At 70.9% G+C, this 19,460-nt stretch carries 22 protein-coding genes; 12 read left to right on the forward strand and 10 right to left on the reverse strand.

The features are described 5' to 3' along the window. The first annotated feature begins 145 nt into the window (after window positions 1-145). The gene (locus SVTN_RS21525) at window positions 146-973 is read left to right on the forward strand and encodes an alpha/beta fold hydrolase (protein ID WP_041130571.1); all 828 of its coding nucleotides are present in this window, start codon (window positions 146-148) and stop codon (window positions 971-973) included. 136 nt (window positions 974-1,109) lie between these two features. Here the strand turns inward: SVTN_RS21525 and SVTN_RS21530 are convergent, their stop codons facing one another. Then, complete coding sequence (locus SVTN_RS21530; RefSeq protein WP_041130572.1) at window positions 1,110-2,336, reverse strand: calcium-binding protein; 1,227 nt, start codon at window positions 2,334-2,336, stop codon at window positions 1,110-1,112. Window positions 2,337-2,566: 230 nt separating this feature from the next. Between SVTN_RS21530 and SVTN_RS21535 the strand changes: the two genes are divergently transcribed. Both SVTN_RS21535 and SVTN_RS21540 read left to right on the forward strand, forming a co-directional pair. Next, the gene (locus SVTN_RS21535) at window positions 2,567-2,881 is read left to right on the forward strand and encodes an ArsR/SmtB family transcription factor (RefSeq protein ID WP_041130573.1); all 315 of its coding nucleotides are present in this window, start codon (window positions 2,567-2,569) and stop codon (window positions 2,879-2,881) included. Further along, entirely contained in the window at window positions 2,881-3,282 is a 402-nt protein-coding gene (locus SVTN_RS21540; RefSeq protein WP_041130574.1) for an SRPBCC family protein, read from the forward strand. The genes SVTN_RS21535 and SVTN_RS21540 overlap by 1 nt, the downstream gene beginning before the upstream one ends. A 113-nt stretch (window positions 3,283-3,395) precedes the next feature. Here the strand turns inward: SVTN_RS21540 and SVTN_RS21545 are convergent, their stop codons facing one another. Continuing rightward, window positions 3,396-3,644: a hypothetical protein gene (locus tag SVTN_RS21545; protein ID WP_041130575.1), complete on the reverse strand. Its 249-nt coding sequence runs from the start codon at window positions 3,642-3,644 to the stop codon at window positions 3,396-3,398. Between the two features lie 88 nt (window positions 3,645-3,732). On the opposite strand from SVTN_RS21545, the gene SVTN_RS44355 reads away from it, so the two are divergent. Then, window positions 3,733-3,903 (forward strand): hypothetical protein, encoded by a 171-nt coding sequence (locus SVTN_RS44355; RefSeq protein WP_159026490.1) that lies wholly within the window; start codon window positions 3,733-3,735, stop codon window positions 3,901-3,903. A 125-nt stretch (window positions 3,904-4,028) separates the two neighbouring features. Here the strand turns inward: SVTN_RS44355 and SVTN_RS21550 are convergent, their stop codons facing one another. From SVTN_RS21550 to SVTN_RS21560, 3 genes are all read right to left on the reverse strand, one after another. Further along, a complete protein-coding gene (locus SVTN_RS21550) occupies window positions 4,029-4,844 on the reverse strand; it encodes a hypothetical protein (protein ID WP_107072762.1) in 816 nt (271 codons plus the stop codon). Between the two features lie 235 nt (window positions 4,845-5,079). Next, entirely contained in the window at window positions 5,080-7,488 is a 2,409-nt protein-coding gene (locus tag SVTN_RS21555; protein ID WP_041130576.1) for a cation-translocating P-type ATPase, read from the reverse strand. Window positions 7,489-7,673: 185 nt separating this feature from the next. Then, window positions 7,674-7,949 (reverse strand): DUF2530 domain-containing protein, encoded by a 276-nt coding sequence (locus tag SVTN_RS21560; RefSeq protein WP_041130577.1) that lies wholly within the window; start codon window positions 7,947-7,949, stop codon window positions 7,674-7,676. A 154-nt stretch (window positions 7,950-8,103) separates the two neighbouring features. Here SVTN_RS21560 and SVTN_RS21565 point away from each other — a divergent pair, with 154 nt between their 5' ends. Beyond that, entirely contained in the window at window positions 8,104-9,561 is a 1,458-nt protein-coding gene (locus tag SVTN_RS21565; protein WP_041130578.1) for an NCS2 family permease, read from the forward strand. Here SVTN_RS21565 and SVTN_RS21570 read toward each other — a convergent pair. Then, complete coding sequence (locus SVTN_RS21570) at window positions 9,531-9,755, reverse strand: hypothetical protein (RefSeq protein WP_078908440.1); 225 nt, start codon at window positions 9,753-9,755, stop codon at window positions 9,531-9,533. The genes SVTN_RS21565 and SVTN_RS21570 overlap by 31 nt on opposite strands. A 222-nt stretch (window positions 9,756-9,977) precedes the next feature. Here SVTN_RS21570 and SVTN_RS21575 point away from each other — a divergent pair, with 222 nt between their 5' ends. The 3 genes from SVTN_RS21575 (at window position 9,978) to SVTN_RS21585 (ending at window position 13,342) form a co-directional block, all read left to right on the forward strand. Further along, window positions 9,978-10,421, forward strand: a complete 444-nt coding sequence (locus SVTN_RS21575; RefSeq protein ID WP_041130580.1) for a MarR family winged helix-turn-helix transcriptional regulator — start codon at window positions 9,978-9,980, stop codon at window positions 10,419-10,421. Between the two features lie 26 nt (window positions 10,422-10,447). Beyond that, a complete protein-coding gene (locus tag SVTN_RS21580; RefSeq protein ID WP_041130581.1) occupies window positions 10,448-11,800 on the forward strand; it encodes an MFS transporter in 1,353 nt (450 codons plus the stop codon). Window positions 11,801-11,938: 138 nt separating this feature from the next. Further along, complete coding sequence (locus SVTN_RS21585; RefSeq protein ID WP_041130582.1) at window positions 11,939-13,342, forward strand: phage baseplate protein; 1,404 nt, start codon at window positions 11,939-11,941, stop codon at window positions 13,340-13,342. A gap of 55 nt (window positions 13,343-13,397) precedes the next feature. On the opposite strand, the gene SVTN_RS21590 is transcribed toward SVTN_RS21585, so the two are convergent. Beyond that, window positions 13,398-13,898 carry a GNAT family N-acetyltransferase gene (locus SVTN_RS21590; protein WP_041130583.1) on the reverse strand — a complete coding sequence of 167 codons (501 nt, stop codon included), beginning with the start codon at window positions 13,896-13,898 and terminating at the stop codon, window positions 13,398-13,400. 33 nt (window positions 13,899-13,931) lie between these two features. On the opposite strand from SVTN_RS21590, the gene thpR reads away from it, so the two are divergent. Further along, entirely contained in the window at window positions 13,932-14,516 is a 585-nt protein-coding gene (gene thpR / locus SVTN_RS21595; protein WP_041130584.1) for an RNA 2',3'-cyclic phosphodiesterase, read from the forward strand. 166 nt (window positions 14,517-14,682) lie between these two features. Beyond that, a complete protein-coding gene (locus SVTN_RS21600) occupies window positions 14,683-15,672 on the forward strand; it encodes an aldo/keto reductase (protein WP_041130585.1) in 990 nt (329 codons plus the stop codon). Window positions 15,673-15,744: 72 nt separating this feature from the next. Here SVTN_RS21600 and SVTN_RS21605 read toward each other — a convergent pair whose 3' ends face one another. After that, a complete protein-coding gene (locus SVTN_RS21605) occupies window positions 15,745-16,275 on the reverse strand; it encodes a MarR family winged helix-turn-helix transcriptional regulator (RefSeq protein ID WP_218922683.1) in 531 nt (176 codons plus the stop codon). A 48-nt stretch (window positions 16,276-16,323) separates the two neighbouring features. Between SVTN_RS21605 and SVTN_RS21610 the strand changes: the two genes are divergently transcribed. After that, window positions 16,324-16,728: a carboxymuconolactone decarboxylase family protein gene (locus SVTN_RS21610; RefSeq protein WP_162494307.1), complete on the forward strand. Its 405-nt coding sequence runs from the start codon at window positions 16,324-16,326 to the stop codon at window positions 16,726-16,728. Window positions 16,729-16,732: 4 nt separating this feature from the next. On the opposite strand, the gene SVTN_RS21615 is transcribed toward SVTN_RS21610, so the two are convergent. Next, window positions 16,733-17,413: a GDSL-type esterase/lipase family protein gene (locus SVTN_RS21615; protein WP_041130587.1), complete on the reverse strand. Its 681-nt coding sequence runs from the start codon at window positions 17,411-17,413 to the stop codon at window positions 16,733-16,735. An 84-nt stretch (window positions 17,414-17,497) separates the two neighbouring features. After that, complete coding sequence (locus tag SVTN_RS21620; protein WP_041134124.1) at window positions 17,498-18,343, reverse strand: alpha/beta fold hydrolase; 846 nt, start codon at window positions 18,341-18,343, stop codon at window positions 17,498-17,500. A 90-nt stretch (window positions 18,344-18,433) separates the two neighbouring features. On the opposite strand from SVTN_RS21620, the gene SVTN_RS21625 reads away from it, so the two are divergent. Beyond that, complete coding sequence (locus SVTN_RS21625; RefSeq protein ID WP_041130588.1) at window positions 18,434-19,426, forward strand: membrane protein; 993 nt, start codon at window positions 18,434-18,436, stop codon at window positions 19,424-19,426. Window positions 19,427-19,460: the final 34 nt, after the last annotated feature.

Genomic DNA, 19,460 nt, shown 5'->3' on the forward strand with positions numbered 1-19,460 from the left:
ACGGCGGCGGCCGACACGGAAGGGGCCTGTGACGGCGCGGCGGCGGCGCGACATCGAATCGTCCTGGTAGAGACCAGAGGGCGGCGACGCACGGAGACGGGTCGCCGCGTCCTCACCCCCCACCCCCTCTCCCAGGAGGCACCGCATGCCCCAGGTACGCGTCAACGGCGTGAAACTCGCGTACGACTCCGTGGGCGAAGGCGAACCACTCGTCCTCGTCCACGGTTCGTGGAACGACCGCCACAGCTGGCAGCCGGCGATCGAGGCGGACATCCGCGCGTCCTTCACCGCGGTCGCGTACGACCGCCGCGGCCACGGCGAGAGCGAGAAGGTTCCGGGCCGGGGCGCCCGGAGGGAGGACGAGGACGACCTGGCGGCGCTGATCGAGGAGCTCTTCGACGGCCCCGCGCACGTCGCCGGCAGCTCCTTCGGCGCGTCGATCACCCTCGGCCTGGCGGCCCGCCGCCCGGAGCTGTTCCGCACGATCACGGTCCACGAGCCGCCGCTGGTGGGGGTGGTGGCGGACGACCATGAATCCATGGAGCAACTGCAGCCGACGTTCACGTCCTTCGACGCGATCCTCGACCACCTCCGCAAGGGGGAGGACGAGCAGGGGGCGCGCCTGTTCGTGGAGGAGGTGGCGATGGGCCCGGGCATGTGGGACCAACTGCCGCCCGCCATCCGACAGACGTTCGTGACGAACGCCCAGACCTGGCTGGACGAACAGAACGACCCGTCCTGGGCCGAACTGGACCTCGAAGGCCTCTCCGCCTGCCCGGTCCCGGTCCTCCTGAGCCGTGGTACGGAGAGCCCCGCCTGGTTCGGCACGGTCCTGGACCGCCTGGCCGCGGTCCTGCCGAACGCCCGGCACCAGACCTTCGAGGGCGCGGGCCACATCCCGCACGTCACGCACCCGAAGGAGTACGTGAGGGTCGTGACGGACTTCATCAGGACGGCGGCACCGGGCAACTGACGGGACGCACAGCCGAGCCGACGGCCCGGGCCCGACCCCTCGGACCGGCCCAGCCCGGACGGCCCGGGTCAGTCCGAGTGGCCCGGCCCAGCCCGGACGGCCCGGGCCGGTCCGAGAGGTCGGGCCCGGGGGCCGGTCAGAACAGCCCGTTCCGGCCCTTCTGCCCGGCGAGGCGGTCGTACAGGGGCCGCTCCGTCCGGGCGGGGGCGGCCTTTCGGGCCGACCGTGCGGCCGCCTGGGTCTCGCAGTTGACCACGATGTTCGTCCCGCCCTCGCCGTCGCAGTCGTCGACGCCCGCCTGGCCGTCGAGGGCGTCGGCGGCGGGGCCGCCGCGCAGGTAGTCGTTGCCGTCGCCGCCGCGCAGGGCGTCCCGGCCGCCGGCGGTGCCGAGCGTCTGGCTCCAGTCCGAGTTGTCGCCGAAGATCCGGTCGTCGCCGCCGCGGCCCTCGATCTGGTCGTTGCCCGCGGTGGACCCGGCGGGATCGACGAGGGAGTTGTCGCCGATGAGGATGATCTCGCCCGTGCTGCCGCCGAGGATCACGTCGTTGCCGGAGCCGACCGCGGTGCCGGCGGACGTGTGGTCGCCGACGGCGCCGAACGCGCCGTCGGGTCCCAGGTCGATCAGGTCGTCGCCGCCGGCCCCGCTGGCGTTGCCGAACGGCGCGAAGCTGTCCCCCGTGACGTCGCCGAGGGTTCCGGGGCCTTCGAGCAGGACGTCGTCTCCGGCACCCGTCGCACCGTAGTAGCCGAGCGAGTCCCCGACGATGACGTCCTCCCCGTTGCCGCCGATGACACGGTCGGAGGCCCCGCCGTTGGCGTGGTCGCCGGCACTGTCCCCGTACAGGACGTCGTCGCCGTCCCCGCCGACGAGAACGTCGGGGGAGGCGCCGTCGGCAGTGCCCTGCGTCGCCGCGTTGTCCCCGAGCAGGAAGTCGTCCCCGGTCCCGCCGTCGATGTAGTCCCGCCCGGTGGCGCTGCTGACGTTTCCGGTGAACGCGCGCTCGTCACCGCCCACCTCGTCGTTGCCGGCGTCGCCGAAGATCCGGTCGTCGCCGGTCCCGCCGGAGATGCGGTCGTTGCCGTCCCCGCCGTGGATGTAGTCGTTGCCGCCCAGGCCGCAGATCCGGTCGTTGCCGCCCTTGCCGTCGATGACGTCGTTGCCGGGCGTGCCGATGATGACGTCGTCGCCCGGGGTGCCGATGGTGCCGGTGACGGTGGCGGCGGCTTCGAAGCAGGTGGGCGCCGCGACGGCGGGAGCCCCGGCGGCGGTGACGGTGAGGGCCGCGGCGACGAGCGCGGGCGCGCACAGAAGGCCGAGGGTCCGGCGGCGCGCGGTCGTGCGGACGGCTGTTCTGCGGGGCATGGGGGTCCTTCCCGTGGCAGGAGACGGAGGCGGAGGCGGAGGCGGAGGCGAACGAGCGAGGGAGAGCACGACCACCGAGAGGTGATCACGTTGCGTGATCTCTGCCACGAGCAGGGGGGCGCCTCGATGCACGGAGAGTGATTTCACCCGATGGGTCGGCGGCCGCCCGCGCCGCGGAACGCGTCGGAAAGTTTTGACGCGTCGGAAAATCCCGACGTATCATGAGCGCCATGCCGACCGACGTGTTCGGCGTACTGGCCAACCCGGTACGCCGCAAACTGCTCGAAACGCTGCGTGAAGGGCCTCGCTCCACGGGCGAGCTGGCCGGGATGTTCGAGCTCGGGAGGCCCGCGGTCTCCGAGCACCTGGCGGTGCTCCGTACCGCGGGACTGGTACGCGAAGAGCCCCGAGGGCGGCACCGCTTCTACCACCTCGAACCGGCCCGGCTCGCCGAGGTGGGCGAGTGGCTGCATCCGTTCGAGCACTACTGGAAGCAGCGCCTGGACGCGCTGTCCGATCTCCTGGACGAGGAAAACGGAACGTGATGACCGAGAACAACACGATCACCTGCGAGAAGTACCTGCCCCACGCACCCGCGGCGGTGTGGAAGGCCCTGACCGACCCCGACCTGCACGCCCGCTGGTGGGCCGCCGGCGACGTCAAGGCCGTCGTCGGGCACCGCTTCACCCTCGACATGGGCGACTTCGGGCAGCAGCCCTGCGAGGTGACAGCCGTCGACGAGGAGCGGCTGCTCGCCTACCGCTTCGCCGAGGGCACGCTCGACACCACCGTCACCTGGACGCTCCACCCGGAGGGCGAGGGCACCCGCCTCGTCCTCACCCACACCGGCTTCGACCTCGATTCCCCGATGGGCCGCCAGGCATACGAGGGCATGGGCCACGGCTGGCCCCACGTCCTGGACCGCCTCGCCGCCGTGCTCCTCTGAGACCGAGCGGCGGGGTGCGCCGGGCGGTCCCACCCGAGGCCCGCACAGCAGGCCCGCCCCGAGGACCAAGACGACGGCACCCCTGACGGGCCCTGCGGCATACGTGTCCTCGGTCAGTTCGGCCAGGTGATGGTCTGCGTCTCCGGGGTGACCGTGATCCGGAAGCGGCCGAGGTCGGGGGAGCCGTCTCGGCGCCACCGGGCCACGTGTTCCTCGACCCGGTCCCACAGGCGGTCCGGACCGCCTTGGCGGACGACCCAACGGTCGTCGCCATCGCGGTGCAGCGCGGCCCACGCCCGCGAGGTCTTCGAACGCGGCCGTCCCCTGATGCGGGCGATTGAACCGGCCAGAAGCTGGTCCACCTGGCCGGAGGGGTGAAGCGGAGCCGCCGTTCCGGTGAGCTGATCGCAGCTGCGGCGAACCGCTTACGCGGATCGGCGTTTCTCTGGCATGAACCCGATTAAGCGCCTGACAGCGACCCTGGCATCCTCCGCCGTCATCGTCCTGACCACAGCAGCTACCGCCCACGCCGCGCCGGCCGGTCCCGTCAACAACGGACTCTCCTTCCTCCGGGAGTCCGCAGAAGCGCTCATCACCTTCGTCAAGCAGGTCCTCGCCTAGGAAGCCCCCGACACACCCCGCAGAGTCCCGTTCGCGGAGCCGTCACAGTGACGGCTCCGCGAACGTGCACACCGCCCCGGTACTCCGGGTGCAGGCCTGATTCGGCGGTCTCGGCCGTCAACGGATCACCTCCGAGCGGCTTCCAGCCTTCCCCGGATCGTGGCGGCCCGGGTGTGGACCTGGACGGCCGGGAGGTGGGTACGGGGGCGGGGGACGGTTTCGCCCCGGCAGTCGCCGCAGTCGCCGCCCTGGAGGGTGTCCGCGTACCCCGGCGTGCCGCAGGTCCCGCATTCCAGGATGCGAAGGGGTGCGGGGTCGCGGCGGACGGGGAGGGGCGGGAGCTTGTCGGTGAGGCGGCGGCGGACGAGGCCGGCGGGGTGGTGGACGGGCTGCGGCAGGCCGGTGGTGAGTGCGTGCAGGATGAAGTCGTCGGTGGCGTCGCGGTCGAACCACTCCTCGACGAGCGGGGTGAGGGCGTGGCACTCGGCGTGGGACAGGGACAGGGCGGAGTTCGAGCGGCCGAGGGCGGCGAGGAGGACGTAGGCGCGTGAGCGGGTGCTCCGCTTCGACTCGCGCGGGACGTCGCCCTGCTGGAACGCCGCCCACCAGGCGCTGTCACGCGGCGTCCGGGTGAACCACGTTCGGGTGATCCAGCGTCCGCCCACACACTCGCGTCCGCGCCGCAGGTGTCCGGCCCGCTGGATGCGGTTGAGCGCGGTGCGCAGGGCGCACTGCCCGTACGGCAGCTGCTTGGCCAGCGTCTTCACCGAGATGTCACTGCCCTCGGGGAGCCGGTCGATGTAGGCGGCGATGGCGGCCTCGCGCGCCGGGAGGTGGGCGAAGTCCTGGGGCCCGCGCGGCTCCTGGTGCGGCGCGGAGCGCTTGCCGTATCCCGGGTTGGCCAGGGGGTGAGGGGCAGCACTAAACTCGTTATCAACCATGATGATCGGTCTCGCGATCTTTGTGGTGAGACCCCCTCCAGGTGTTCCAGCACCTTGTGGGGGTCGCTTGTTTTCTGAGCGTTGCCGTCACGCTAGAGGCATATGACGCTGCGTGGCAAGTCGGCGACCCTCCGTCAACTCGCTGGGTGGGCGGGTGGGTTGAATCCCAGGCCCGATCCCCTTCCCTCAAACACCGCTCGAACCTCGGACCTTGAGCTTCGGGCCCGGTCCCGGGTCACGCCGGGAACCTTCGGTCCACCCATCGCCACGCCACCTCCAGCAGGGCGCAGCCCGCCGCCGCGATCGCCACCGCCGTCCACGGCATCGTCACGCCCACCAGTTTCAGGGCGAAGAAGTCCTGGAGCCACGGGACCGCCAGGACCAGGAGGAAGGCGGCGGCCATGGCGGCGACCAGAGTGATGCGCCACCAGGTGTAGGGGCGGGCGATGATCGCGAGGACCCACATGGAGACCAGGAAGAGGGTGAGGGTGGCCGCGCTGGTCTCGGCGCCCAGGGCGTCCGTGCCCGTGTAGTAGTGGCGGGCCAGGAGGTACGTGGTGAAGGTGGCCGCCGCCGCGATGACGCCGCCGGGGATCGCGTACCGCATGACCCGGCGTACGAAGTTCGGCTTCGCGCGTTCCTTGTTGGGGGCCAGGGCGAGGAAGAAGGCCGGGACGCCGATCGTGAGGGTGGAGAGCAGGGTCAGGTGGCGGGGGAGGAAGGGGTACTCCACCTGCGAGACCACCACCAGGATCGCCAGGAGGACCGAGTACACCGTCTTGGTGAGGAAGAGGGTGGCGACCCTGGTGATGTTGCCGATGACCCGGCGGCCTTCCGCCACGACCGACGGGAGGGTGGCGAAGCTGTTGTTCAGGAGGACGATCTGGGCCACCGCCCTCGTCGCCTCCGAGCCCGAGCCCATCGACACGCCGATGTCCGCGTCCTTCAGGGCCAGGACGTCGTTGACGCCGTCGCCCGTCATCGCGACCGTGTGGCCGTGGGACTGGAGCGCCGCCACCATGTCCCGTTTCTGCTGTGGCGTGACCCGGCCGAAGACCGCGTTCTCGTCCAGGGCCTTCGCCATGTCCTCCCGGTCGGTGGGCAGGTGTCGCGCGTCCACCGTGTTCTCCGCGCCCGGCATGTTCAGCTTTCCGGCCACCGCTCCCACCGAGACCGCGTTGTCGCCCGAGATGACCTTCGTGGCGACCTTCTGGTCGGCGAAGTAGGAGAGGGTGTCGGCCGCGTCGGGGCGCAGGCGCTGTTCCAGGACGACGAGGGCCGTGGGGTGGGTGTCGGCGGTGAGGTCCGGGGAGTCGAGTTCCCGGGTCGCGCGGGCCAGGAGGAGGACCCTGAGGCCCTGCTCGTTGAGGTGGTCGATCTCGGGGAGCGTCGGGTCGTCCGTGTTCAGGAGGACGTCCGGGGCTCCCAGGAGCCAGGTCGAGTTCTCCCCGTCCCCCTCGCTGAACGACGCCCCGCTGTACTTGCGGGCGGAGGAGAACGGGAGCGATTCCGTGCAGCGCCACTCCACCGCGTCCGGGTAGGCGTCGATGATCGCCTGCAGGGAGGCGTTTGGGCGCGGGTCCGACTCGCCCAGGGCGCCCAGGACCTTTCGTACGTATGTCTCGTCGTTGCCGTTGAGAGCTCGGAGCTCCGTGACGTCCATGCCTCCCTCCGTCAGCGTGCCCGTCTTGTCCAGGCAGACCACGTCCACCCGGGCCAGGCCCTCGATCGCCGGCAGCTCCTGCACGAGGCACTGTTTGCGGCCGAGGCGGATCACGCCGATCGCGAAGGCCACGGAGGTGAGGAGGACGAGGCCCTCGGGGATCATCGGGACGATGCCGCCGACCGTGCGGGCGATCGCGTCCTTGAAGTTGTTGTCCTTGACCACCAGCTGGCTGATGACGAGGCCGATCGCGGTCGGGACCATCATCCACGTCACGTACTTGAGGATCGTGGAGATGCCCGTACGCAGCTCGGAGTGGACCAGGGTGAAGCGGGACGCCTCCTCGGCGAGCTGGGCGGCGTACGCCTCGCGGCCGACCTTGGTGGCGGTGAAGGCGCCGCCGCCGGCGACCACGAACGAGCCGGACATCATGCGGTCGCCCGGTTTCTTCACCACCGGGTCCGCCTCGCCGGTGAGGAGGGATTCGTCGATTTCGAGGCTGTCCGCCTCCGCCACCTCGCCGTCGACTACGACCTTGTCGCCCGGTCCCAGCTCGATCAGGTCGCCCAGGACGATCTCCGAGGTGGAGAGTCCGGCGGCCACGCCGTCGCGCCTGACCGTGGGTTTCGCCTCGCCGATGACCGCCAGGCCGTCCAGGGTCTTCTTGGCGCGGAGCTCCTGGATGATGCCGATGCCGGTGTTGGCGATGATCACGAAGCCGAAGAGGCTGTCCTGGATCGGCGCGACGAAGAGCATGATCACCCACAGCACGCCGATGATCGCGTTGAAGCGGGTGAAGACGTTCGCGCGGACGATCTCCGTGGTCGAGCGGGAGCTCCGTACGGGTACGTCGTTGACCTCGCCGCGCGCGACGCGTTCGGCGACCTCGGCGGAGGTCAGTCCGGCGGGGCGGTGCACGACGGGCGGCCCGGTGTCCGCCGCCCCGCTGCCGTCCGTGTCGATCTTCGCCCGCTGAGTCATGTTTTCGACGGTACGACCGGATTCGGTCGTTCACCTGCCGAGAGTCGAGAGCGGTGAAGATCGGGCCGGGGGAGGATCGGGGTCGTTCCCCCGGTGTGACGCGCCGCCGGCGTCACGCGTCGTCCTGGCGGGTGCTCTGCCGCGCCGCCGGCGTTACGCGTCGCCGGTGTGACGCGTCCCCGGCGTCACGCCTCGTCCTGGCCGGTGCTCTGCCGCGCCGCCTCGTGGCGCTTGATCGCAGCGTCCCGCTTTCGTACGTACCAGATGCCGATCAGGCCGAGCCCCGCCCCCGCCAGGCACGTCCACACCCACCAGGTGAGGTCCCGGTCGTCGAACCAGCCGTAGAAGGGGACCTGGACGAGGAAGAGGACGAACCAGAGGATCGTTCCGCCGGTGATGGTGGCGACGACCGGCCCTTCGAGGGGCTCGGGTGCCTCGTGCTTCGGTGTCCACTTCGCCATGCGGCTCAGTCTAGGTGGCCGGGTTTTGTGTCTACGCGCGGAGATAGACGCCCGCTCGTTCATGTGTTCATACTGAAACGGTTTGCCTCTGGCGGGTTCCACTCGTATGAACCGCCAAAAGGGACGTAATTCTCTGAAAGAGGAACCACCCCCCATGAGCACGACGGCCACCGCCAAGGCCACGCCCCCGGCGTCCGAAGACCAGATCCCCGTCGGTCCCGTCTCCGGTCTCGACCGCTTCTTCAAGATCACGGAGCGCGGCTCCACTGTAGCCCGTGAGATCCGTGGCGGCTTCGCCACCTTCTTCGCGATGGCCTACATCATCGTGCTGAACCCGATCATCCTCGGCAGCGCCAAGGACATGTACGGGCACCAGCTCGACAGCGGCCAGCTCGTCACCGCCACCGTCCTCACGGCGGCGTTCACGACCCTCCTCATGGGCGTCATCGGCAACGTCCCGATCGCCCTCGCCGCCGGCCTCGGCGTCAACACGGTCGTCGCGCTCCAGCTCGCGCCGAAGATGTCCTGGCCCGACGCCATGGGCATGGTCGTCCTCGCCGGCATCGTCGTCATGCTGCTCGTCGCGAGCGGGCTCCGCGAGCGCGTCATGAACGCCGTCCCGGTCGGCCTGCGCAAGGGCATCGCGATCGGCATCGGCCTCTTCATCATGCTCATCGGCCTCGTCGACTCGGGCTTCGTCTCCCGCATCCCCGACGCCGCGCACACCACCGTCCCGCTGCAGCTCGGCGGCGACGGTCACCTCACCGGCTGGCCGGTCCTCGTCTTCATCCTGGGCACGCTCCTCACCCTCGCGCTGATCATCCGCAAGGTCTCCGGCGCGATCCTGATCTCCATCGTCGTCATGACGATCGTCGCCATGGTGATCAACGCCGTCGCGAAGGTTCCTTCGTGGGGCCTCACCACCCCCGAGTGGCCGGGCAACCCCGTCGCCTCGCCCGACTTCGGTCTCGTCGGCAAGGTCAGCCTCTTCGGCGGCTTCGAGAAGGTCGGCATGCTCACCGGCGTGCTCTTCGTCTTCACCGTGCTGCTGTCCTGCTTCTTCGACGCCATGGGCACGATCCTCGGCGTCGGCGACGAGGCCAAGCTGATCGACAAGGACGGCAACTTCCCCGGCATCAACCGGGTGCTGCTCGTCGACGGCCTCGCCGTCGCCTCCGGCGGTGCCACCTCCTCCTCCGCCACCACCTGCTTCGTGGAGTCCACGGCCGGTGTCGGCGAGGGTGCCCGTACGGGTCTCGCCTCGGTGGTGACCGGCGCCCTGTTCTCGGTGGCGCTGTTCCTCACGCCGCTCGCGACCATGGTGCCGTCGCAGGCGGCCACGCCCGCGCTGCTCGCGGTCGGCTTCCTGATCCTGGCCGGGTCGATCAAGGAGATCGACTGGAGCGACTTCACCATCGCGGTGCCGGCGTTCCTGGCCATGCTGATGATGCCGTTCACGTACTCGATCACGAACGGCATCGGCATCGGCTTCATCGCGTTCGCCGTGCTGCGGCTCGCGGCCGGCCGGGGCCGCGAGGTCCCGGTGGCCATGTACGTCGTGTCGGCGGTCTTCGTCTTCTACTACGCGATGCCGGCGCTGGGCCTGACCTGATCGCGGGGCGCGTCGGCCGCCCCGTAGAACTTCTCCGTCTCGTCGACCGCGGTCTTGAACCGCTCGTCGAAATCCTCGCGAATGAGCGTCCGGGCTACATAGTCCTGGACGCTCATTCCTCTTTTCGCGGCGTGACTCCTGAGCCGGTCGAGCAGCTCACCGTCGATGCGCAGGCTGAGCACTGTCGATCCCATGCCGTTCAGGGTCGGGGCAGCCGGGGCCTCTTTGCGTCACTTTCCGGATCCGACTCACTCATTTGGGTGATACATGGATGCCGAAGCGTGATCTGCCGTGCGTCGTGCTGCCGCCCTTCGCGGGGGTGTGGTGGGTGGGATGGGAGTGGGCGGGTGTGATCCGTGCAACGTCCACCCACTCCCGTTGGTATTTAGGCAGAGTAATGAGTTAGGCTAACGAACATGCCAGATCTGTCCCACGGCACCGCCGACGACGCCGCCGCCGTGAACGCGCTCCGCTCCGCAGTCATGCGACTCGGCCGACGCCTCAAGCACCAGCGCGTCGACGAGTCGCTGAGCCCCACCGAGATGTCGGTGCTCGGCACCCTGTCGCTCTGCGGCTCCGCCACCCCCGGTGAGCTGGCCCGCAAGGAGCACGTCCAGCCGCCGTCGATGACCCGCATCGTCGCGCTGCTCGAAGCCAAGGGACTGGTCCGGCTGGAGCCGCATCCCGACGACCGCCGGCAGAAGGTGGTCCGCCAGACCGAGCAGGCCGAAGCCATGCTCGACGAGTCCCGCCGCAAGCGGAACGCCTGGCTGGCCTCCCTCGCCGAGGGCCTGGACGAGGACGAATGGGCGAAGCTGCGCGCGGCCGCCCCGGTCCTGGAGAAGCTCGCCCACCTGTAACCGAGGCGCCAAGGAGGCGACGCACTTTGAGTACGGGACACGGAGCAGACTCCGCACCCGTCCATAAACCCACCCTCGACACCCGCGGGCGGGGAGGAACCCTCTTCGGGGACACCTTCTCCTCGCTCCGCATCCGCAACTACCGGCTGTTCTTCACCGGAGCGATCGTCTCCAACACCGGTACGTGGATGGCCCGCATCACCCAGGACTGGCTGGTCCTCAGCCTCACCGGTTCGGCCGCCGCCGTCGGCATCACGACGGCCCTGCAGTTCCTGCCGATGCTGCTCTTCGGTCTGTACGGCGGTGTCATCGCCGACCGCTACCCGAAGCGGCGCCTGCTGCTCGTCAGCCAGGCCGCGCTCGGCCTGTGCGGGCTCGCGCTCGCCGCGCTCACGCTGTCCGGATCCATCCAGGTCTGGCACGTGTACCTCATCGCGTTCCTGCTCGGCATGGTCACCGTCGTCGACAACCCCGCCCGGCAGACCTTCGTCTCCGAGATGGTCGGCCCCCAGCAGCTCCGCAACGCCGTCTCCCTGAACTCCGCGAACTTCCAGTCCGCGCGGCTCATCGGACCCGCCGTCGCCGGTGTCCTCATCGCCGGGGTCGGCAGCGGCTGGGCCTTCCTGCTCAACGGGCTCTTCTTCCTCGGGCCCATCGTCGGCCTCCTGCGCATGCGGCCCGCCGAGTTCCACCGGGTGGAGCGCGTCCCGCGCGGCAAGGGCCAGCTGCGGGAGGGGCTGCGGTACGTGGCGGGCAGGCCGGACCTGATCTGGCCGATCGTGCTCGTCGGGTTCATCGGGACCTTCGGGTTCAACTTCCCGATCTGGCTCACCGCCTTCTCCGGCGACGTCTTCCACGTCGGCGCCGGCTCGTACGGCCTCCTCAACACCCTCATGGCCGCCGGCTCCCTCGTGGGCGCCCTCGCCGCCGCCCGCCGCGGCTCCACCCGGCTGCGGATGCTGGTGATCGCCGCCGCCGTCTTCGGCGTCCTGGAGATCGCGGCGGCCCTCTCGCCGGCCTTCTGGGTGTTCGCGCTGCTGCTCGTGCCGATCGGCATGATCGGCCTCACGGTCAACATCACCGCGAACTCCGCCGTCCAGATGGCCACCGACCCCGCCATGCGGGGGCGCGTGATGAGCCTCTACATGATGGTCTTCGCCGGCGGCACGCCCATCGGGGCCCCGCTCCTCGGCTGGGTCACCGACACGTACGGCGCGCGCGTCGGCTTCGCCACGGGCGGTGTGATCTCGCTGCTCGCGGCGGTCCTCGTGGGGCTGGTCCTCGCCCGGGTCGGCGGGCTCAAGGTCGCGATGGGCTGGCACCGCGGGCACCCGCAGGTGCGGTTCGTCTCGCGCGAGCGGCTGGCGACGGCGGCGTAGGCGCAGGCGTCCGGCCGCGTAGGCGCAGGCGTCCGGCCGACGTGAAGGTGCCGGGCCCCCCTTGACCTCTCGCTCGCGCGTGCGAAGATCGCCGAGCCGTGCAGGTGATGATCAAGGAAAAGGGGGGCTTGCACGCCCATGCCACTGACCCGCCGCAACGTCCTGACCGCGATGGCCGCCGCTCCGGTCCTCGCCCCCGTCCTCGCTCCCGCCGGAGCCGCCCAGGCGGCCGTCCCGCAGGCGGTCCTCCCGGAGGCGGTCCTCCCGGCGGCCGAGCCCGTGGTCTGGCCCGCCGCCGTCACCCTGCCCGCGGGGCACAGGTTCGACCTGAAGTCCGAGCCCGCCGACCTGCTCGGCAGGGAGATCCTCCTCGAACACACCAGGGTGCACCAGCAGGTCGCCTTCGACCCGGTGACCGGCCTGGCCTATGCCGTGCAGCTCATGAGCGGCGGCCGCCGGCTCCCGGACGAGGACCCGAACGCTCCCACGCTGTCCACCACGGACCGCAACCAGCGGGGCGACCTGTGCGTCAACCAGCTCGCGCCCGACGGCACGGTCCTCGCCGTCATGCACCTGCGGGGCTTCGGCCACGGCGGCGGACTCGGCGTCGAGCACGTCGACGGCACGCCCTGGCTCTGGCTGGAGACCGACGCGGACCGCGTCGCCGAGGGCTTCGCCTACGGCAAGCACATCGGCCGGATCGCGTTCACGCCCGGTGCCGTCGTCGACGCGGGGAGCAGCCTCGTCGAGGTCTTCGACCCCGTCCCCGGCGCCCTGCACATCACCCCGGCCCTGGACGTCGACCACGGCCGCATCGCGGTGCGCCACGTGTCGTCGAGCGGCGCCGCGGAGTACCGCGTCTACGGGCTCGACGCCTTCAAGAACCGGGTCTTCACCCCGGAGCACAGCTTCCCGGCGCAGTACACCACCCAGTCCTGGTGCCTCTACGGGAACCTCGTCTACCAGAACCAGGGCAGCGCCTACAGCGCCACCAACCCGAGTCCCGGCAACTCCTGGTGGACCGTCTACGACGTCCTCACCGGCGCGGTGGTCGAGCGGACCTTCAACGGCACCGCTCTCGACCTGTCCCACCGCGAGACCGAAGCGATCACCGTCCGCCGAACGCCCACGGGGCCGCAGCTCGTCTTCGGCTTCGCCACCCAGGAGACACGACACATGGCCCTCTACGGCATCTCCGGCACCACCGTCCCGTGGACCGACCTGGCCTACGACCCCGCCTTCACCGCCACCGACAGCTACCGCCCGCAGTACCGCCAGTCGGGCGACCGCGTCGACCTCCGCCTCCGGGTGACCCGCGTCGACGGGAAGCCGTGGGCCAGCGGTACGACGATCCTCACGCTCCCGTCGCACCTCCGTCCCGGCCGTACCCAGGGCATGGTGGGCACGGCGACCGGCGCCGGCACGATCACCGGCCCCCTCACCGTCCGCTGGGAGGTCACCCCCGACGGCCAGCTGCGCGTCTACGACGAGCGCGGTTTCGCCGGCTGGATCGCGCTGGACGCCGGATACTTCACCAGCTGACCGAGCTCACGCACAGCTGACCGAGCGGCGGGTCGACGGCCCTGTCCGGGCCTCCTCACACCCGCCGCTCCAGCACCTGCCCCGGCCAGTCGCCGACCTGGAACGGTTCCGTGCGGGTGAAGCCCTGGTCTTCGTAGTACGCGATCAGGCGGCCCTCGCTGCCCGCGAAGCAGTCCACCCGGAGGAGGGAGACTCCCTGGCGCCGGGTCTCCTCCGCCGCGTGGGCGAGGAGTGCCGCTCCTACTCCGTGGCCGTGGAAGCGGGCGTCCGTCGCCAGGAGGCGGACGTACACCTCCGGCTCGGCCGCGGGCTCGATGTACTGGCCGGGGTGCGGCGTCAGCGTCATCGTGCCCGCCGGTACGCCGTCGATCTCGACGATCCACGGATCGCCCTCGGACATCGTCCGCTCGACCTGCTCCACCGCCTTGGGGCGTCCGGAGAAGCTCTCCGTACCCCACTGGGCGGTGATCCCCTTGCCGTTGAGCCACCCCACGGCGCTGTCGAGTATCGCGAGTATCGCGGGGAGGTCCTCGGCCCCGCCCTTCCGGATCTTCATGCCGGAGACGTTAGTCGGTGCCAGACTTCTGACATGAGGCTTTTCGCCGCCGTCGTGCCCCCGCCGGGGCAGCTGGACGAGCTCGGTCGCGTCGTCGACCGGCTCCATCGGATGCCCGGTGCGGACCGGCTCCGCTGGACCTCGCGGCCCGGCTGGCACCTCACCCTGGCCTTCATGGGGGAGGTCGACGAGGAGCTGCTGCCCGAGTTGCGGGTGCGGATGGAGAGGGCCGCGCACCGGACGCCGCCGTTCTCGCTGCGGCTGCACGCCGGCGGGCACTTCGGGCGGCGGGCCCTGTGGGTCGGGGTCGCCGGGGATCTGGACCTGCTGCGGCTCCTCGCCGAGCGGTCCGACGCCGCCGCGCGCCGGGCCGGGGTCCCGATGGACGAGCACCGCCGCTACCAGGCGCACCTGACCGTCGGCCGTGCGCGGGGGGACGGGGTGTCGCTCGGTTCGTTCGTGGAGGAGCTCGGCGGGTTCGAGGGCGCGCGGTGGCGGGTCGGTGAGCTGGCGCTCGTACGGTCGAACCTGCCGGGAGGCGGGGTGCCGGGCGCGCAGCCCCGGTACGAGACGGTCGGCACCTGGCCCCTTGAGGGGCGGGAGGAACAGTCGGGTTAACCTCGTCGGGTGGATCCGAAGACCCGAAACCGAATCATGGCCGGCGTGCTCGTACTGATGTTCGCGATTATCGCGGTGACCTCCCTGGTCGGTCGGTAACCCTCCGTACCCACGTCGTGGGAAGGCTCTTGCTTCGAGTGCGCTCCAAGCAGTTGGCTTGACGCCCATGGAGTACACGCAGCTCGGACGCACCGGACTCAAGGTCAGCCGACTCGTCCTCGGCACGATGAACTTCGGACCGCAGACGGACGAAGCCACCAGCCACGCCATCATGGACACCGCCCTCGACGCGGGACTCAACTTCTTCGACACCGCGAACGTGTACGGGTGGGCGGAGAACAAGGGGCGCACGGAGTCGATCATCGGCTCCTGGTTCGCCAAGGGCGACGGTCGCCGTGACCGTACGGTCCTCGCCACCAAGGTGTACGGGAACATGGGCCCCGACGGCGAGGCCTGGCCCAACCACGACAAGCTCTCCGCGCTCAACATCCGGCGGGCCGTGGAGGCCAGCCTCAAGCGGCTCGGGACCGATTACATCGATCTCTACCAGTTCCATCACGTCGACCGGGCCACTCCTTTCGAGGAGATCTGGCAGGCCGTCGACGTGCTGATCCAGCAGGGGAAGGTGCTGTACGCCGGCTCCTCGAACTTCCCCGGATACAAGATCGCCCAGGCCAACGAGGTCGCCGCCCGGCGCGGCTCGGTCGGGCTCGTCAGCGAGCAGTGCCTCTACAACCTCTTCGAGCGCCGCGCCGAGATGGAGGTCATCCCGGCCGCGCAGGAGTACGGCCTCGGCGTCATCCCCTGGTCGCCGCTGCACGGCGGTCTGCTCGGCGGCGTCCTGAAGAAGGAAGCCGAGGGCAAGCGGCGCACCGAGGGGCGCGCGGCGGCCACGCTCGCCGACCCGGCGGCGCGGGCGCAGCTCCAGGCCTACGAGGACCTGCTCGACAAGCACGGCCTCCAGCCGGGCGAGACCGCTCTGGCCTGGCTGCTGACCCGGCCCGGCGTCACCGGCCCGATCGTCGGGCCCCGTACGCCGGAGCAGCTGGCGGGCGCGCTGCGCGCCCTGGAGCTTGAGCTGAGCGAGGAGGTCCTCGGCGGTCTCGACGAGATCTTCCCGGGCCCGGGGCCTTCCCCGGAGGCCTTCGCCTGGTGACCTCTTCCTCAGGGGTTCTTCCTGGGGGCTCTTCCTAGGGGTTCTTCCTGGGGCCCTTCCTAAGGGCTCTTCCTAGGGCGCTCCCAGCCAGCTCGTGGCGTCCAGGCGGAACGCCGTCTCCTCGGGGACGACGTTCCGCAGGGCCGCCTCCATGTCCCGGACGCGGTCCGCGCCGAGGACCGCGACCCACTCAGCCCGCAGGTCGTCGAAGATCGCGGCGGAGCGGGCGAGGGCCTCGTATCCGCGCGGGGTGAGCCGGACGAGTTTGCGGCGCGCGTCGGCGGGGTCGTCGGCGCGCTCGGCGTAGCCGACGGCGAGCAGCCGGTCGACGGTCTTGCCCGCCGCCTGCTTGGAGACGCCGAGGCGCCGGCCGATGTCGCTGGCGGTGGCGCCGTGGACCCCGATGGCCTGCATGGCGAAGCCGTGGGCCGGGCGCATGTCGGGGTGGCCCTCGTCGGCCAGGCGGGCGTGCAGCTGCTCGATGAGGGTGCGGAAGCCGCCGAAGAGGAGCAGGGGCAGCTCGTATCCCGGGGTGTCGCGGGGCACCCCCTTGCCCGAATCGACAACCTGGTTTACGTTTTCTCCAGCGACATGGTCAACCATGTTGTCCATTCTAGTTCTGGGGGATCCGCGTTGTCCGCAACCATCGACATGTCCGCCCGTATCTCTTCCGCCGCCGCCCTCCTCAAGAAAACCTCCCCGGAGACCCTCGACGGCTTCCTCAAGCTCGGCGCGATCTTCGAGTCCACCACCCTCGACCCGCACTCCCGCGAGACCGTCATCCTCACCGTCGCCGAACGCAACCAGTGCCACCTCTGCGTCGACATGCACGAGGCCAAGATGGCCGCCCTCGGCCCGGCCCCCGACGCCGAACGCCTCGCCGCCGTCCGGGCGTTCACCCTCCGCGTCCTCGCCTCCTCCGGCGCGGTGAGCGACGAGGAACTCGCCGCCTTCGAGAAGGCCGGCTACACCCGGCGCAACGCCCTGGAGGTCGTCCTCGGCATCGGTACGTACACCGTCTCCACCTTCGCCAACCGGCTCGTCCGCGCCGCCTGACCCGTCAGGCGGCGTACGGGCCGCCCACGCCCCACGCCTGGTGCATCGCGTCGGCGAACGCCGCCGCCAGCTTGTGCTCCCCGGTGGGGCCCGGGTGAGTGCCGTCGTACGTGTCCTCCCGCAGGTCGTACGACTCCGGGACCGTCGCCAGGAGCAGCGGCGAGGCCGCCGTGTCCAGGTCGGCGACCGCCTTCGCGAGCAGCTCGTTGAAGCGGGCGCACTCGGCGGCGAAGGCGGCGTCGTACCCGGCGCGGACGTTCGGGATGACCGGCAGGAGGACCGCCCGGACCTGCGGATTCGCGGCCCGGGCGCCCTCGATGAACGCCCGGACGTTCTCCTCCGTCTGGTCGCTGTTCGTGTAGAAGCCCAGGTCGATCAGGCCCAGGGAGATCAGCAGCACGTCCGCCCCGGTCGCCGTGACCGTCTCGCCGATCACCGGCGCCATGTGCAGCCAGCCCTCGCCCCAGCCCGCCAGATGACGCCGGGCGTCGGCGGGGAACGCCGGGTCGGGGTACGCCTCCGAGGCCGGGGCGTCGGCGGCGGGGTCGTACAGACCGGAGCGCGGGCCGACGATCTCGTACCCGCCGGGGAGCGTCGCCTCCAGGTGCTCCCACATGCGGTAGCGCCAGGTCCAGTCGCCGGCGCGTCCGATGGTCATGCTGTCGCCGACGAACAGAAAACGCATGGTCACATCTTCGCGGACCCGGGCCCGGACCTCGACGTGATCCGGGACACGGGCCTGCTTGCCTGCTGCTTGCCTGGTCCTTGCCTAGTTCAGGAAGGACGCCAGTCGGTCCGCCGTCCACTCCGCGTCGTCGTGCCACGGGAAGTGCCCGGCGCCCGCGAGGACCGCGAGCTCGGACTTCGGGAACAGGTTCGCGTACGCGGTGGCCGTCGGTACGGGGGTGTTCGCGTCGCCCTCCCCGGCGACGACCAGGACCGGACGGTCGAACTCCGCGAACACCGCGCGCGTGGCCGCCGGTTCGAAGGCCCCCTCGCTCGCGTAGACGCCGGCGGCCTCCCCGTTCCGCTGCCGCACCATGGCCGCGTTCCGCTCCTGCGCGGCCTCGTCCCACGTCCCGTGGAAGAACGGCGCGACCGCCTTGAAGGTCTCCGCCGAACCGCGGCCCGCGGCCAGCTCCTCGAGCGCCGCGTACGCCGGACCGAACCACGGCTCCTCCTCGCGCCACGGCTGCCGTGCCGCCGCGAGCCGCTCCTCGCCCGTCGTGTCGAGCCCGACCGCCGCCGTGCCCGGGGTCAGGAGGACGAGGCGCGCCACCCGCTCCGGGTACCGGGCCGTGTACAGCGCGGCCAGGTTCGCGCCCGCCGAGTGTCCGAGGAGGTCGACCGTGTCGAGCCCGAGGTGCACGCGCAGCGCCTCCACGTCCTCGACGAGCCGGTCGCAGCGGTACGAGGCCGGGTCCTCCGGCACCGCGGAGGCGCCCGTGCCCCGCAGGTCGAGCCGGATCAGCGTCCGGTGGGCGTCGAGCCCGCCCAGGTCTTCGAGGTACACGGAGTCCTGCATGGGGCCGCCGGGCAGACAGATCAGCGGGTCGCCGGAACCGGACGCGTGGTACGCGAGCAGGGTGCCGTCGGGAGCGGGGAAGGTAGGCATGGGCGCGACCATGACAGCGGCTCCGATGCTGGTCAAGCGGGTTTCCCCGGGTTTCCTCGGGTTTCCCGCACACCGTGGCAGGCTTGATCCATGCGATCTGCTCTGTGCGCCCTCGGCGCGGCCGCTGCCCTGGTGCTGCTCCCGGCCGGCCATGCCCGTGCCGAAGGGCAGGAACCCGACCGGGACTTCACGATCGAGGACTCCCGGATCACCGAGTCCAGCGGCCTCGCGGCGAGCCGGGCCCACCCCGGGATCTACTGGACGCACAACGACCAGGACGCGCCCCTGATCTACGGCATCGACTCCCGTACGGGGAAAACCGTCGCGACCCTGACCATGGCCGGGGTCGGCACCCCCCGCGACATGGAGGGGATCTCCGTCGGCCCGGACGGCGACATCTACGTCGGCGACATCGGCGACAACCTCGACGGCTCCTGGGACCACGTCTGGATCTACCGCTTCCCCGAGCCGGAGACGCTGAAGGACCAGACCGTCCGGGCGAAGCAGTACGTCGTGAAGTACGCCGACGGGGCCCGCAACGCCGAGGCCCTGATGGTCCATCCGAAGACCGGCCGGGTGTACATCGCGAGCAAGAAGGAGGACGGCGGCGGGCTTTACGCCGGCCCCGAGCACCTCTCCACGTCCGGCACGAACGTCTTCCGTCGCGTCGGGGAAGTCCCCTGGGTGACGGACGGCGCCTTCTCGCCGGACGGCGACCGGCTCGTCCTGCGCGGCTACTTCATGGCCAAGGAGTACGCCTGGAAGGACGGCCGCCTCGCCGACGGGGGCACGGCGGTCGGCGCCCCCTTCCAGGGGCAGGCGGAATCGGTGACGTACACGACCGACGGCTCGGCCTTCATGTTCGGCTCGGAGGGCAAGAACAGCCGGGTGGTGCGGGTGGAGCGGGAGTCCGGGGGGCCTGCGCAGAAGCCGACGGAGACGCCGGGCGGGACGCCGAAGTCCCCTACGGCGGGCGATCAGAGCAGCCAGGGCGGGCAGGGGAGCGCGACCACCGGCTTCCTCGTCCTCGCCGGCGCCACCGTCCTCGTGGTCGGCATCAAGCGCCTGCTCCGGAAGGGATAGCCGGAGGGACAGCCGAAGGGCCCGGCGCGGACGG

It is taken from the genome of Streptomyces vietnamensis, assembly GCF_000830005.1.
GTDB lineage: Bacteria > Actinomycetota > Actinomycetes > Streptomycetales > Streptomycetaceae > Streptomyces > Streptomyces vietnamensis.